General features: G+C 69.6%; 18 protein-coding genes. 12 read left to right on the top strand and 6 right to left on the bottom strand.

Features of this window, described 5'->3' with window-relative positions; translation table 11 throughout:
* Positions 1–72 precede the first annotated feature (72 nt).
* A complete protein-coding gene (folP, locus tag ACFWDI_RS18170) occupies positions 73–933 on the top strand; it encodes a dihydropteroate synthase (protein ID WP_385305119.1) in 861 nt (286 codons plus the stop codon).
* A 229-nt stretch (positions 934–1,162) separates the two neighbouring features.
* Here folP and ACFWDI_RS18165 read toward each other — a convergent pair whose 3' ends face one another.
* Together ACFWDI_RS18165 and dapE are read right to left on the bottom strand one after the other, a co-directional pair.
* A complete protein-coding gene (locus ACFWDI_RS18165) occupies positions 1,163–1,930 on the bottom strand; it encodes a TIGR00730 family Rossman fold protein (protein WP_327325891.1) in 768 nt (255 codons plus the stop codon).
* 79 nt (positions 1,931–2,009) lie between these two features.
* Positions 2,010–3,089: a succinyl-diaminopimelate desuccinylase gene (gene dapE / locus ACFWDI_RS18160; protein ID WP_385305116.1), complete on the bottom strand. Its 1,080-nt coding sequence runs from the start codon at positions 3,087–3,089 to the stop codon at positions 2,010–2,012.
* 39 nt (positions 3,090–3,128) lie between these two features.
* Here dapE and ACFWDI_RS18155 point away from each other — a divergent pair, with 39 nt between their 5' ends.
* On the top strand, positions 3,129–4,097 hold the full coding sequence (locus ACFWDI_RS18155) for a hypothetical protein (RefSeq protein ID WP_385305114.1): 969 nt from the start codon (positions 3,129–3,131) through the stop codon (positions 4,095–4,097).
* 321 nt (positions 4,098–4,418) lie between these two features.
* Positions 4,419–4,865, top strand: coding sequence for an ATP-binding protein (locus ACFWDI_RS18150; RefSeq protein ID WP_385305112.1), 447 nt, complete (start codon positions 4,419–4,421; stop codon positions 4,863–4,865).
* A gap of 102 nt (positions 4,866–4,967) precedes the next feature.
* On the opposite strand, the gene ACFWDI_RS18145 is transcribed toward ACFWDI_RS18150, so the two are convergent.
* Both ACFWDI_RS18145 and fdxA read right to left on the bottom strand, forming a co-directional pair.
* On the bottom strand, positions 4,968–6,074 hold the full coding sequence (locus ACFWDI_RS18145) for a bifunctional succinyldiaminopimelate transaminase/glutamate-prephenate aminotransferase (protein ID WP_385305110.1): 1,107 nt from the start codon (positions 6,072–6,074) through the stop codon (positions 4,968–4,970).
* Between the two features lie 115 nt (positions 6,075–6,189).
* Complete coding sequence (gene fdxA / locus ACFWDI_RS18140; RefSeq protein ID WP_018089397.1) at positions 6,190–6,510, bottom strand: ferredoxin; 321 nt, start codon at positions 6,508–6,510, stop codon at positions 6,190–6,192.
* Between the two features lie 114 nt (positions 6,511–6,624).
* Between fdxA and ACFWDI_RS18135 the strand changes: the two genes are divergently transcribed.
* The 8 genes from ACFWDI_RS18135 to ACFWDI_RS18100 all read left to right on the top strand — a co-directional run bounded on the left by ACFWDI_RS18135 (position 6,625) and on the right by ACFWDI_RS18100 (position 11,798).
* Positions 6,625–7,620: a GNAT family N-acetyltransferase gene (locus ACFWDI_RS18135; protein ID WP_385305108.1), complete on the top strand. Its 996-nt coding sequence runs from the start codon at positions 6,625–6,627 to the stop codon at positions 7,618–7,620.
* Between the two features lie 17 nt (positions 7,621–7,637).
* Positions 7,638–8,492 carry a tetratricopeptide repeat protein gene (locus ACFWDI_RS18130; RefSeq protein WP_385305106.1) on the top strand — a complete coding sequence of 285 codons (855 nt, stop codon included), beginning with the start codon at positions 7,638–7,640 and terminating at the stop codon, positions 8,490–8,492.
* A 118-nt stretch (positions 8,493–8,610) separates the two neighbouring features.
* Positions 8,611–8,982: a DUF6193 family natural product biosynthesis protein gene (locus tag ACFWDI_RS18125; protein WP_385305104.1), complete on the top strand. Its 372-nt coding sequence runs from the start codon at positions 8,611–8,613 to the stop codon at positions 8,980–8,982.
* A 105-nt stretch (positions 8,983–9,087) separates the two neighbouring features.
* The gene (locus ACFWDI_RS18120) at positions 9,088–10,104 is read left to right on the top strand and encodes a hypothetical protein (RefSeq protein ID WP_385305103.1); all 1,017 of its coding nucleotides are present in this window, start codon (positions 9,088–9,090) and stop codon (positions 10,102–10,104) included.
* A gap of 9 nt (positions 10,105–10,113) precedes the next feature.
* Complete coding sequence (locus ACFWDI_RS18115) at positions 10,114–10,608, top strand: hypothetical protein (RefSeq protein WP_385305101.1); 495 nt, start codon at positions 10,114–10,116, stop codon at positions 10,606–10,608.
* A 118-nt stretch (positions 10,609–10,726) separates the two neighbouring features.
* Positions 10,727–11,098, top strand: a complete 372-nt coding sequence (locus tag ACFWDI_RS18110) for a DUF6193 family natural product biosynthesis protein (RefSeq protein ID WP_385305099.1) — start codon at positions 10,727–10,729, stop codon at positions 11,096–11,098.
* The gene (locus ACFWDI_RS18105; protein WP_385305097.1) at positions 11,095–11,448 is read left to right on the top strand and encodes a DUF6193 family natural product biosynthesis protein; all 354 of its coding nucleotides are present in this window, start codon (positions 11,095–11,097) and stop codon (positions 11,446–11,448) included. The genes ACFWDI_RS18110 and ACFWDI_RS18105 overlap by 4 nt, the downstream gene beginning before the upstream one ends.
* Positions 11,445–11,798 (top strand): DUF6193 family natural product biosynthesis protein, encoded by a 354-nt coding sequence (locus ACFWDI_RS18100; protein WP_385305095.1) that lies wholly within the window; start codon positions 11,445–11,447, stop codon positions 11,796–11,798. Before ACFWDI_RS18105 ends, ACFWDI_RS18100 begins: the two co-directional genes overlap by 4 nt.
* Here the strand turns inward: ACFWDI_RS18100 and ACFWDI_RS18095 are convergent.
* Positions 11,791–11,994, bottom strand: coding sequence for a DUF397 domain-containing protein (locus tag ACFWDI_RS18095; RefSeq protein ID WP_385305093.1), 204 nt, complete (start codon positions 11,992–11,994; stop codon positions 11,791–11,793). The two genes, ACFWDI_RS18100 and ACFWDI_RS18095, sit on opposite strands and share 8 nt — an antisense overlap.
* Complete coding sequence (locus tag ACFWDI_RS18090) at positions 11,981–12,805, bottom strand: Scr1 family TA system antitoxin-like transcriptional regulator (RefSeq protein WP_385305091.1); 825 nt, start codon at positions 12,803–12,805, stop codon at positions 11,981–11,983. The genes ACFWDI_RS18095 and ACFWDI_RS18090 overlap by 14 nt, the downstream gene beginning before the upstream one ends.
* Before the next feature lie 116 nt (positions 12,806–12,921).
* On the opposite strand from ACFWDI_RS18090, the gene ACFWDI_RS18085 reads away from it, so the two are divergent.
* Positions 12,922–13,146: a hypothetical protein gene (locus ACFWDI_RS18085; RefSeq protein ID WP_385305089.1), complete on the top strand. Its 225-nt coding sequence runs from the start codon at positions 12,922–12,924 to the stop codon at positions 13,144–13,146.
* The last annotated feature ends 36 nt before the right edge of the window (positions 13,147–13,182 follow it).

The following is a 13,182-nucleotide window of genomic DNA, read 5'->3' as shown; positions in this document are numbered from 1 at the left end:
TCCGGTGCTGATCGTGCCACGACAGTCTGAGAGTTAGGGTCGCAGGCGACGGACCTGAGGAGGAAACCGCTGATGCTGCGGCTGGGACGGCGCGAATTCGACGCGCACGAGCCGGTGATCATGGCGATCGTGAACCGGACGCCGGACTCCTTCTACGACCAGGGCGCCACGTTCCGGGACGAGCCCGCGCTCGCCCGCGTCGAGCAGGCGGTGTCAGAGGGTGCTGCCATCATCGACATCGGCGGGGTGAAGGCCGGTCCCGGCGAGGAGGTGACGGCCGAGGAGGAGGCGCGGCGCACGGTCGGATTCGTGGCCGAGGTGCGCAGACGGCATCCGGATGTCGTCATCAGCGTCGACACCTGGCGGCACGACGTGGGTGAGGCGGTCTGCGAGGCGGGCGCGGATGTGCTGAACGACGCGTGGGGCGGGGTGGACCCGAAGCTGGCGGAGGTCGCCGCGCGGTACGGAGCGGGTCTGGTGTGCACGCACGCGGGCGGCGCGGAGCCGCGGACACGGCCGCACCGGATCGCGTACGACGATGTGATGGCGGACATTCTGCGAGTGACGGTCTCGCTGGCGGAGCGGGCGGTTGAGCTGGGCGTCCGCAGGGACGGGATCATGATCGACCCGGGCCATGACTTCGGGAAGAACACCAGGCACAGCCTGGAAGCGACACGCAGGCTCGGGGAGATGACGGAGACGGGCTGGCCGGTGCTGGTCTCCCTGTCGAACAAGGACTTCGTCGGCGAGACGCTCGACAAGCCGGTGAAGGAGCGCGTGATCGGCACGCTGGCGACGACGGCGGTGTCGGCGTGGCTGGGCGCGCAGGTCTACCGCGTCCATGAGGTGGCGGAGACGAAGCAGGTCCTGGACATGGTGTCGACGATCGCGGGCCACCGGGCACCGACGGTGGCGAGGCGGGGGCTGGCGTAAGGAGTGTTGGCCGCGGGTGGGGTTGCAGGCCCGCTGCCCAAGGCGGGGCTGAAAAATTCAGCCCCGCCGGCGCTTGAGGCGCGTGGTCCGCGGGGCGGCGCCCCGAACCCAAGCCCGTCCCGGCCCGTCCGGCGATTGAGGCCCGGGGCCCGGGGCGGCGGCGCTCCCCGCACGGCGGAGCCGCACGGCAAGGGGCGGGTCGGGGAACAGCCCCGCGCAGCGGCCGCGCCTAGTGCCCCGTCTCCTTCGTGACCATCGCCACCGCCTCCTCCACGTCGTCCGTCACGTGGAAGAGAAGCAGGTCCCTCTCGGACGCCTTGCCCTGCGCCACCACCGTGTTCCGCAGCCAGTCCACCAGCCCGCTCCAGTACTCCGTGCCGAACAGCACGATCGGGAAGCGCGTGACCTTGCGGGTCTGGACGAGGGTCAGCGCCTCGAACAGCTCGTCCAGCGTGCCCAGTCCGCCCGGCAGGACCACGAAGCCCTGCGCGTACTTCACGAACATCGTCTTGCGGACGAAGAAGTAGCGGAAGTTCACGCCGATGTCGACGTGCTGGTTGAGCCCCTGCTCGAAGGGGAGCTCGATGCCGAGGCCCACCGAGATGCCGTGAGCCTCCCGCGCACCCCTGTTCGCCGCCTCCATCGCGCCCGGGCCGCCGCCCGTGATCACCGCGAAGCCGGCGTCGACCAGCGCCCTGCCGATCCGGACGCCCGCGTCGTACTCGGGGGTACCCGGCCCCGTACGGGCCGAGCCGAACACGCTGATGGCGCTGGGCAGTTCGGCAAGCGCGCCGAAGCCTTCCACGAACTCCGACTGGATGCGCATGACCCGCCAGGGATCGGTATGCACCCACTCGGAGTCGCCCTCCGTGTCCAGCAGCCGCTGATCAGTGGTGCCGGGCTGCACCTGTTCCCTACGGCGCAGCACCGGTCCCAGTCGCTGCTCCCCCAGCGCCCGCAATCCCTCGGTTCCCTCGGTTCCCTCGGGGTCGCCCATGGCCTGCTCCCTCCGCCGCACATCGTTGCTTTGAGTCAGGGTAGGTCGGAGAACGTTACGAAAGGTGAAATCGGGGCGGTCAGGCAGTGAGCCAGTCCCGGAGCCGGTTCTCGCAATGGGTGATCTTCTCCACCGCGACATGCTCGTCCCGCTTGTGGGCGAAGAGCGCGTCGCCGGGTCCGTAGTTGACCGCGGGCACGCCGAGCGCGCTGAAGCGTGAGACGTCCGTCCAGCCGAACTTGGGCTGAGCCGTCCCGCCGACAGCTGCCATGAAGGCGGCAGCCGCCGGGTGCGAGAGGCCGGGCAGCGCGCCGCCCGTGTGATCGTCCACGATGAACTCCGCGACCCCGCAGTCGGCGAAGACCTCGCGGACATGGTCCTCCGCCTCCGCCATGCTCCGGTCGGGCGCGTAGCGGTAGTTGACCACCACGGTGCACTCGTCGGGGATGACGTTGTTGGCGACGCCCGCCTCGATCCGTACCGCGTTGAGCCCCTCCCGGTACTCAAGACCGTCGATCACCGGCCGGCGCGGCTCGTACGCGGCGAGCTTCGCCAGAATCGGCGCGGCCGCATGAATGGCGTTGGACCCCATCCAGCTGCGCGCGGAGTGTGCCCGCTCCCCCGTCGTACGGAGAAAGACCCGCAGCGTGCCCTGACAGCCGCCCTCGACCTGGGCGTCGGACGGCTCGAGCAGTACGGCGAAGTCACCCTCCAGCCAGTCGGCATGGGCATCGGCCACATGCCCCAGACCGTTGAGGTGTGCGGCGACCTCTTCGTTGTCGTAGAAGACGAAGGTGAGGTCGCGATTCGGCTCGGGGACGGTCGCGGCGATCCGCAGCTGTACGGCCACGCCCGACTTCATGTCGCTCGTTCCGCAGCCCCACAGCACGCCGTTCTCGTCGAGCCGGGACGGCACGTTGTCGGCGATCGGAACCGTGTCGATGTGCCCGGCCAGCACGACCCGCTCGGCGCGCCCGAGGTTCGTCCGGGCCACGACATTGTTGCCGTACCGGTCGACGGTGAGGTGCGGCAGGCCGCGCAGCACCTGCTCGATCGCGTCGGCGAGAGGCTTCTCCTCGCCGCTGACCGATCGGAAGTCGACCAGGCGGGCGGTGAGCGCCGGAGCATCAAGAGTGAGGTCAAGCACGGTTTCGGGCATGACTCCGACCTTAACGCGGGCTCCAGTACGGTGGGCAGCGTGCCTGAGACCGCCTCCCCCCTCCGGCGCGGCCGCCTCCTGCGCATCGCGGCCGCGTTCGCCGTGCTGCTGGCACTCATCGGCTATGTCGTTGTGCAGTACGTCACCGGCGGCGGCGCTCCGCGCTGCACGGTGCGTACGGACGCGGGCTCCACGTACGAGCTCAGCGCCGAACAGGCCGCGAACGCCGCGACGATCTCCGCGGTCGGCACCACACGCGGCATGCCGGAGCGCGCGGTCACCATCGCGCTCGCGACCGCACTCCAGGAGTCGGGCCTGCGCAATATCGAACACGGCGACCGTGACTCGCTCGGGCTCTTCCAGCAGCGTCCGTCGAAGGGGTGGGGCACGGCCGGGCAGATCCTCGACCCCGTCTACGCCTCCGGGAAGTTCTACGAGCACCTCGCCGAGGTCCCCGGCTACTCGCGGCTGCCGCTGACTGTCGCGGCACAGCGTGTGCAGCGCAGCGGCTTCCCGCAGGCGTACGCGAAGCACGAGCCGGACGCCACGCTGCTGGCGGCTGCGCTGACCGGCCGCGCGACCCAGGCCCTGACCTGCGAGACGGGCGGGGGCAACGAGGCGGGCGACGCGTCGAAGGTGCGGGCCGAGCTGGTGCGCGCGTTCGGTCCCGAGGTGCTGCCGAAGGCCGGTACTTCGGGCCGGAGCGGCGCCCCGGCACCGCGCGAGGTGTCCGTACCGGTGCAGTCCACGATCGGGACGGACGGCGGCGGGGCGGCGCAGCGGGGCTGGGAGCTGGCGCACTGGGCGGTGGCGCGGGCGGACGGGCTGCGCATAGATGAGGTCTCGTACGCGGGTCGGGTGTGGAGCGCCAAGGAGTCCGGGAAGGGCTGGCGAGCGGCGGGCGCCACCTCGGCCGAGACGGGCGCGGCGGGTTCCCGGGCGGACTCCCGCAAGGCTTCCGGCGCGGATTACCGTACCGGCGAAGTCCGAATTCGCCTCGCGCAGTAGTCCGCGCCATCCCTCGAACGAGGCACTCCGGTCACCTCCGGACAAGGTGTCGGCCCGGCGTTCGCGCCAGTAGCGATCAGCCCCTCAAACCCCTTGCGGCAAAAGGGAAGTGACGATTCGGCAGACCATTGCGCAATGGAATGTTTGCCCACCTTTACCCGAAGCCGATAATGCGACACATTGCCAACTCTTTGCCTTGGTCCACCGCAACTTCTCCCGCCCTCCAAGCAGTTGTCACTGCGTCCGAAGGCCGGAACGGCACTGCTGGACCAGCACCGGACAGGCACCATTCCAGACGTACATCTCGCCTCAAGGAGCATCATGTCCCTCCCCCTGACCCGTCGGATCGCCCGTGTCGCGCTGCTCATCGCGGCGGGTGCAGCCCCCGTGGTCGGTGCGGTCGGCTCCGCAAGCGCCGCGGACCTTCCGCAGGCCCCCGTGGGCCTGACCGCGTTCGACGCGGACGGCGTCAGCAGCACTGTCGACGGTGCCGCGCAGAAGACCTCCGACCTGGCGGGCAACACCGGTGGCGACGCGGTCGAGCAGACCGTCCCGGCCGCCGGCAAGGCTGTCGACAAGGCGGGCAAGGCGGCGGCCCCCGTCGCCCAGAAGGCCGCCGGTGACGCCGCGGGCAGCGCGGGTGACGCCGTCGGCAAGGCCGCCGGCACCGCGACCGGACGGCTCGCCGGCAGCAGCCTGCAGACCGACTCGCTCGGTGGCGGCCTGCCCACCGAGCAGCTGCCGGTGGAGTCCCTGCCGCTCGGCTGACGATCAGCACACGGGAAGGGCCCCGGGAGTACGAACTCCCGGGGCCCTTCCCCATGTCCGGCCGAGGCATCCGCAGCCGCGAATCGTTCGGCCGAGAGGTGTTCAGCCGAGGCGCTTGACCGCGGCCTCGACCCGCTCGTCCGTCGCGGTGAACGCCACGCGTACGAAGCGCTCGCCCGCCGTTCCGTAGAAGTCGCCGGGCGCGACCAGGATCCCCAGCTCCGCCAGGTGCGCCACCGTCTCCCAGCACGGCTCGTCGCGCGTCGCCCACAGATAGAGGCTGGCCTCGCTGTGCTCGATCCGGAAGCCGTGCGCCTCCAGGGCCGTACGCAGCGCGGCGCGCCGGGCCGCGTACCGCGCCCGCTGCTCCGAGACATGCGTGTCGTCGCCGAGTGCCGCGACCGTGGCGGCCTGCACCGGCGCCGGGGTCATCATCCCGCCGTGCTTACGGATCTGGAGCAGCTCACCGAGCACGCTCTCGTCGCCCGCGATGAAGGCGGCGCGGTACCCGGCCAGGTTGGAGCGCTTGGAGAGCGAGTGGACGGCGACGACGCCCTCGTACGTACCGCCGCAGACGTCCGGGTGCAGGACCGAGACCGGCTCCGCCTCCCAGCCCAGCTCCAGGTAGCACTCGTCGCTGAAGACCAGCACGCCGTGCTCGCGCGCCCACGCGACGATACGGATCAGCTCGTCCTTGGCCAGCACCCGGCCGGTGGGGTTGGACGGCGAGTTGAGCCAGAGCAGCTTCAGGCCGGTGGGGTCGAGCTGGGTCGGGTCGTCGTAGACCACGGCCTCCGCGCGCGCCAGCCGGGCGCCGACCTCGTACGTCGGGTAGGCGAGCCGCGGGTGGGCGACCTTGTCGCCGGGGCCGAGACCGAGCTGGGTCGGCAGCCAGGCCACCAGCTCCTTGGAGCCGACGACGGGCAGAACGTTCGTATGCGCGACATCGACCGCGCCGAGCCGCCGCTCGACCCAGCCGGTGAGCGCGTCACGCAGCCCGGCCGTCCCCCACACCGTCGGATAGCCGGGCGAGTCGGAGGCCTCGACGAGCGCCTTCTGGATCAGCTCGGGAACGGGGTCGACGGGCGTGCCGACGGAGAGGTCCACAATGCCGTCGGGGTGGGCCGCGGCCGTCGCCTTGTACGGCTCGAGCTTGTCCCACGGGAAGACGGGAAGGCGCGAAGAGACTCGCGAGGAGGCTGCGGACACAGGACTTCTCTTTCTCGTACTCGTGCGTGGCTCGTGCGGAGGGCGTCAAACACCTCGGTCCCGTACGGACGACGAACCGTACGGGACCGGGGGCGACGCACCAGCGGGCCGCGGACTACTGGTTCTGCGGCGGCAGCGCTGCGATGAAGGGATGGTCGCGCTCGATCAGGCCGAGCTTGGAGGCACCGCCGGGCGAACCGAGCTCGTCGAAGAACTCGACGTTCGCCTTGTAGTAGTCCTTCCACTCCTCCGGGGTGTCGTCCTCGTAGAAGATCGCCTCAACCGGGCAGACCGGCTCACAAGCCCCACAGTCGACGCATTCGTCCGGGTGGATGTACAAGGACCTGGAGCCCTCGTAGATGCAGTCGACGGGGCACTCCTCGATGCACGCCTTGTCCTTGACGTCGACACAAGGCTGCGCGATGACGTAGGTCACGCTGTCGTTCCTCCTCGGTAGGGCTGGCATTGCGCGGGAGCGCGGCGTCGTCGATGCCCGCCCCTAGTATCTCCGTTCCTGGGCACGATCCGAACAGGAGGGGCTCGCAGACCTGTGGAATTCACTGGCGGCGGACGGCTCGAGGTCCGTATTACACCCGTTGACGTGGGTAAACGAGTGTCCGTGAGGTGCCTGATCGACCCCGGGGCCGGGGCCGAGAAGTTCACCGACACGGTCGGCGTTCTCACATCATGGGACAACGGCGTGCTGCTGATCACACGACGAACCGGAGAGACTGTCCGAATCCCGGAATCGTCCCTGGTCGCGGGCAAGGTGGTGCCCGCCGCGCCGGCCCGCCGCCGCGGCCCCGCGGCGGACTTCGAGGAGCTTGCCCGGGTCATGGCGCGCGCCTGGCAGCCGATGGAGAGCGAGCGGCTCGGCGAGTGGGAACTGCGGGCGTCCGCCGGATTCACCCGGCGCGCGAATTCTGTACTGGCGCTCGGTGACCCCGGGCTGCCGCTCGACGAGGCGCTGGCGCGGGTGCGTGCGTGGTACGAGGAGCGGGATCTGCCCGCGTATGTACAGGCTGCGACCGGAGCGGCGGGCGCTCAGGAAGAGCTCTGCGCGGAGCTGGAGGCGCGCGGCTGGCGGCGCGAGGTCTCGACGGAGGTACGGATCGGGGCCCTCGCCCCGATCGGCGACCTGGACGCGGATGTGGCGCGGGTCCGGCTGGCGCGCACCTTCGACGAGGCGTGGCTGCAGCGCTATCACCGCTTCGGTGTGCCCGGACCACATGTGCTGAGGGTGCTGGGCAGCGGCCCGTCGGTGTGGTTCGCCACGGTGGCCGGTGAGGGGACGGTTCCGGCGGCGATCGGCAGGTGTGTGATCGACGGCCGCTGGGCGGGCTTCATGGCGGTGGAGGTGAACCCGGCGTACCGGCGCCAGGGCCTGGCGACCACGGTGATGACCGCGCTGGCGCGGCGTGCGCTGGAGGAGGGCGCGTCGGCGGCGTGGCTGCAGGTGGAGACGGAGAATGGCGGGGCGCGCGCGCTGTACGAAACGATGGGGTTCGCGACCCATCACCGCTACCACCACTTCCGATCCGCGTAGACGGGTACGAGTCGCGTATGCACGACAAATCCGCCGGCAGGCCCGCCGGCCGGCCGTCCGACTGGCGTCAGCAGTTCGCCGAGGAGGCCCGCTCGGAGCGGGCGGACCTCGCGCTGATGTGCCTGCTCGTCGGCGCGGAGGCGGACCCATTCGTGGACGAGGCCGTTCTGGACGCTGCGCAGATCGAACTGGACCGGCTCGCCGGCATGCTCCCCTTCGGCCTGGTCGGCCCCCGCGCGTGGGCTGCGGCGCTGGCGGAGCTCCTGGGCGGCCGCTGTGGCTTCGGCGGCTCGCCTGCCGACTACCAGCGCCTGGAGTCCTCGCTGCTGCACGAGGTACTGCGCCGCCGCAGGGGCCTGCCGATCCTCCTCTCGGTGGTCTGGATCGAGGTCGCCCGCCGGGCGGGCGCGCCGGTGTACGGGGTCGCGCTGCCGGGCCACTTCGTGGTGGGCTTCGGCGACCCGCACGAGCAGGTGCTCGCGGACCCCTTCGCGGGCGGCCGCGTGCTGACCGGCCCGGACGCGGAACTGCTGGTGGCGGGCGCGACGGGAGCGCCCCTGGACCCGTCGATGCTGATGCCCGCGGACCCGGTCGACGTGGTCGTGCGCATCCTGAACAACATCCGCGCCTGGGCCGCGGTCCGCCCGGAACGCTCGGACGTCGCACTCTGGGCGGTTGAACTGTCGCTGCTGCTCCCTTCACATCCGGCGAGGCTGCGCTACGAACGGGCCCAACTGCTCGTGGAACGGGGTGAGTTCGCGACAGGGGCGGCGGAGATGGACGCGTACGCGGAGGTGGTGGCGGCGGTCGATCCGGCGACGGCGGAGGCGGTCAGACGGAAGGCGCGGGTGGCGCGGGCGATGCTGAACTGAGTCCCGGACGTCCTGAGGGCCAGTCGTCCGCACGATCGGCCCGGACGGCTACCTGTCGTCGACCTTCGCGTACGACGTCCACGCGGAGACGGGCGATCGGACAGGGCAGGATCGGCAGATGACACAGAATGATTCCGCCTCAAGCGCCGCGGAAACAGTCGCATTCGAGTGGCAGCACGTGCTGGCCGAGGACAAGCAGCTCGTTAGTCCGGAATTCGCGCGGATCGCTTTCGCCCGGCCCGAACTACGTACGCTCTTCCCGCTCATCACCCACGGCTCACTGCACTTCAGCCGGTGCACCCAGCGTCCGTGGACAAGGGACGTCCCGGCGCTATATCCGCGCGCGGGAGGGGGGTTCACGGTGATCCGCTTGTCGGACGGAGTCACCCTGGGCGAGACAGAGACCGTCGAGGAAGCGGTAGAACTGATCGTGGCGAACCTCCCCGAGGGCTGCGGGCCCGCCATCGTCGGTACGGCGAACGACCTGTGATCTCGGCCGTAGGCAACGGCCGGCTGATCGCCCTCTACGAGCCCGACAGCCACTACCTATGGTTCCGCCGGATCGACAACTACCTCAGGAAGAAGTAGCGAAACCATGGAGTACGCAGCAGTGTCCGCCGAGCTCACCGCGAGCGACGACCTGCCCGGACTCGGCGCCTCGCAGGGTCGGCTCGACCGCTGGTCGGTGCGAGAAGGGGCGAACTGGCTGGTCACGCAGGTGGAGGCGGCGATTCGCGTCGCCCGGATCGCTGACGGTCCTGACACCGTCTTCGCCTGGCAGCGAAGCTGGCCCGCACCCGATCCGGAGGAGGAACACGCATACTGCTCTCCCGTCCCCGGCGGGGGCCTGGCGGTCAGCGGCCGCCACCGCATCACCGTGTGCGACGCGGACGGCGGCGTGCGCTGGGTGTACGAGCACGCGGCCTGGAGCGAGCGCAACATGGGATACGGGGCGTGTACGCCGGACCCCTCCGGTAGCCATCTGTTGGCCACGATCGCGGCCACCGTGGAGCCCGGCAGAACGTACCCCGGGGACCTGTGCGTCGCTCTGGACCTCGCGACCGGGAAGCCGCTGGCAGAGACCGTTCTCCCTTCCTCTTCGGCCATGTACGAGTTCCAACAGTCCCTCGCGCCCCAAGCCGAGGTGTTCCTGACGGTGGGCCAGGGCCAGGACGACGCACATTCCTTCCTCGTCGCGCTCCAGAAAGGAATGCTGCACGTGACGGGCGTCGGGATACCGGACGAACCCTTCACCGGCAACAGCATCGCCGCGGACGACTTCCTCAAGATGGCGATCGCCGGGGACTACCTGGCCCGCTATCGGCCCGGCAGCCAGGCACCGGTCACGGCGGAGGCCGAGGCCGTGCTCCCCGACGGACTGGTCTTCGCCGGCCTTCCCGGATTCCTCGACCACCACCGGATTCTTGCTGCGGCAGCGGAAGACCCGTGGGGTGAGGAATCACGGCACTTCATCCTCGATGCCCGGACCCTGCGTCCGCTGGCCGAATTGCGTTACCCGATGCCGGTCGATCTGCCTCCGCTGCCGCTGGGTGACGGCACATGGCTCACGGTCGCGAAGGACCAGGTTTCCCGCTGGCAGACCGAGAAGTGAGTGATGGTCATGGACCTGATCGTGGATCCGCCGCGCGGAGTGGCGCCCGTGCAGCTCAGGATGACGCTCGACGAGGCGCTCGCGGCGGTGTCCCCCTGGGGCGAGCCCAAGGTGCGGAGCCGTCGGAACCGGCCCTCCATGAACATCTCCACGTCCTGCGGCGGAATCGGCTTCCAAGTACTCCTGGAGGACGGGAACCGCGTCACGGCCATCGAGCTGTGGTCGCCGGGTGAAGGCAAGGAATCGAGTACGCGAGTACTCCTGGACGGCGACGACGTATTCCAGACGCCCGCCGCCGAAATCTTCCGGCGCGCGGTCGAGCGCGGCTGGACGGTCGACGAGTCGCAGGTCGAATATCCACTCATCCCAGGCGTCTCGCTGGGATTCACCCGGCAGACCTCACAAGAGGTCCCCCGTGATTCCGACGGACTTCCGCTGTATGTCACCTCCGTCCTTGTCGGAGGCGAAAGCTATTACGACTACCGCTACGAAAACAGCGGCTGAACCGGATTCAGGGAAGATGTAGCGAAACTATGGGGTGCGCAGCGGCGCCCTCGCGGTCAGCGGTATGCCGGACATCCCGGAACTTGCCCCCGCCAAGCCGAACAAGAGGTGACCCCACATGACGAACGAGGAAGCGTCCCAGGATGCCGCAGAAATCGTGGCCGACAAGTGGCAGAGCGTTCTGTCATACGACGACGGCCTGATCGACTCCGCCATGCCCCGCGCCGCATACGCACACCCTCGGCTGCGGGTGCTGTTCCCCGTAGTCAGCCATGGCGTTCTGTACCTCAACCGATGCACCGGGTTCCCGGCGCCTGCGGACGTGCCCGTGGTGTACCGCCTGTCTGGCGGCGGCTTCCAGGTCGTGGGCGAGTCCGACGGAGTCAACCTGGGTGAGCCAGCCACCCTCGAAGAGGCGTTCGCGCTGGTCGTGGCGAGCCTCCCGGAGGGCTGCGGCCCGGCCGTCATCGGCACGGCGGACGACCTGTGACCTCCGCCGCAGAGATCGTGGCCGCCGAGTGGCAGAGCATCCTGACGTACGACGAAGACCTGATCGACCCCGTCGTGCCTCGGACCGCATACGCGAGTCCGCGACTACGGGGGCTGTTCCCCATGGTCAGCCACGGCACTTTGTACCTCAGCCGGTGCACCCGCTTCCCCTGGACCGACGACATCGGCACGATGCGCAAATTGGTCGTCGGCGGCTACCGCGTGCGCCGCGAGTCCGACAAGACGGTTCTCGGCGAGACGGAGACAGTGCAGGAGGCGATAGACCTGATCGCAGCCAACCTCCCCGAAGGCTGTGGCCCTGCCATTGACGGCACGGCGGACGACCTGTGACCTCCGCCGCGGAGATCGTGGCCGCCGAGTGGCGGTATCACCTCGAGGAAGACGAGGGCCTCGTCGACCCGGCCATGGTCCGCGCCGCGTACGCACAGCCCCGGCTGCGGGAGCTGTACCCCATGGTCAGCCACGGCACCTTGTACCTCAGCCGGTGCACCGACTATCCGGGGTCCTTTGTGCCCGTGGTGTATCGCATGGTCCGGGGCGGCTACCAGGTAACGGCCCGATCCATAGGCAGCCTTGGTGAGGTGAACACCGTCGAGGAGGCGTTCGCGCTCGTCGTCGCGAACCTCCCCGAAGGCTGCGGTCCGGCAATTGTCGGGACGGCGCGCGACGTCGCTAGTTGAGGGCGCCCGTCCGGACAGCGGCGGCGAAGGAGGCCCAGGCAGCGTGGCCGAAGGCGACCGGTGGGGCGGTGGGGCGCTTGCTGTCGCGGACCGGGACCGCCGTCGGGTGGGCGTCGTCGACTTCCAGGCATTCGCCACTGCTCCCGCCGCTGTAGCTGGACTTGCGCCAAGCCGGAGCGTGATCACTGCGCTTCATGCTCGTACTCCTCCGCGACGGATCTGATCAAGGCCAGGGACTTGCGGTGCGACAGGGCGTCACCCAGGGCATGATCGTAGACCTCCTGGCATTGCCGCACCACGGACGGCACTTCCCAGACCCGGCCCGACTTCAAGCCCTCCACGTAGGCGATGGGCGGGAGGTCGTCGAACCACATCAGCGAGACGAAACCCTCCAGCATGGCGTGCGCGCCCACGGAGAAGGGGAGTACGTGCACGCGGACGCGGCGGCTGTCCCCCAGCGCCAGAATGTGACGGAGCTGTTCGCACATCACCGCCGGGCCACCGACGGGACGTCTCAGCACCGCCTCGTCGAGCATCGTCCACACCACAGGTGAGTCGAAGTTGTCGAGTATGCGGGCGCGTTCGAGCCGCGTGACGAGGAGCCTGTCACGTTCCTCCGCGTTCTTGGGCGGGTGGCCAGAACCCAGAACCTCTCGCGCGTACGCCTCCGTCTGAAGGATGCCCGGCACCAACTTGGGCGCGTACTCCCGGATCACCGTCGCCTGCTGCTCGAACTCCAGGGCCTCCGCGAAGTGTTCCGCCACCGCCCTGCCGTCCAGCGCCGGGAGAAACCGCTCGAAGAAGCCGCCCGTCTTCAGAACCTGGTCGAGGCGACGGGCGTCCGCCACGTCCGGTCTACGGCGGCCCGCCTCGATGTGGGCGATGTGCGTGCGGGACATGACCGCGCGTTCGCTCAACTCCTCCTGGGTGAGGTCCGCCGCCTCCCGCCGCCGCTTCAGCTCCTCGCCGTACCTCGTACGGGACTGCGGGTTGTCCTCGATCGCCATCGGCAACTCCCCCTTGTGACGCTTGCGTTGTCACGTGCAAACCCCTACCGAGCGTAATGCCGCCTGCGTCAGCCTGTGAGCGATTCGACACGGAGAGCTAAGGAATCGGCGAGATTATGGGTGCGGCACACACGGTAGGAGCCTTCGTCGCTCACACAGGCACGGACGTCTACGGGCCCGGCAAAGTCATCGGGGTGGACGGCGAACACAGACGCGTCAGGTTTGTGTACTTCGTCGCCACCATCCGCGCCGCCGATCTGCGTGCCGCGTCCGACGACGAAACCGCGCAGGTCAGCTCGTGGCTCCGGCAGAAGCAGGAGCGGTACGGAGGGCACTGGTGATGTCCATGCGCATCCCGCGCGACAGCGGCCGCACCT

The organism is Streptomyces sp. NPDC060064, from assembly GCF_042736455.1.
Classification (GTDB): Bacteria; Actinomycetota; Actinomycetes; order Streptomycetales; family Streptomycetaceae; genus Streptomyces.
Note: the sequence above shows the minus strand (reverse complement) of the source record. Positions and strands in the feature narration are given on the sequence as shown.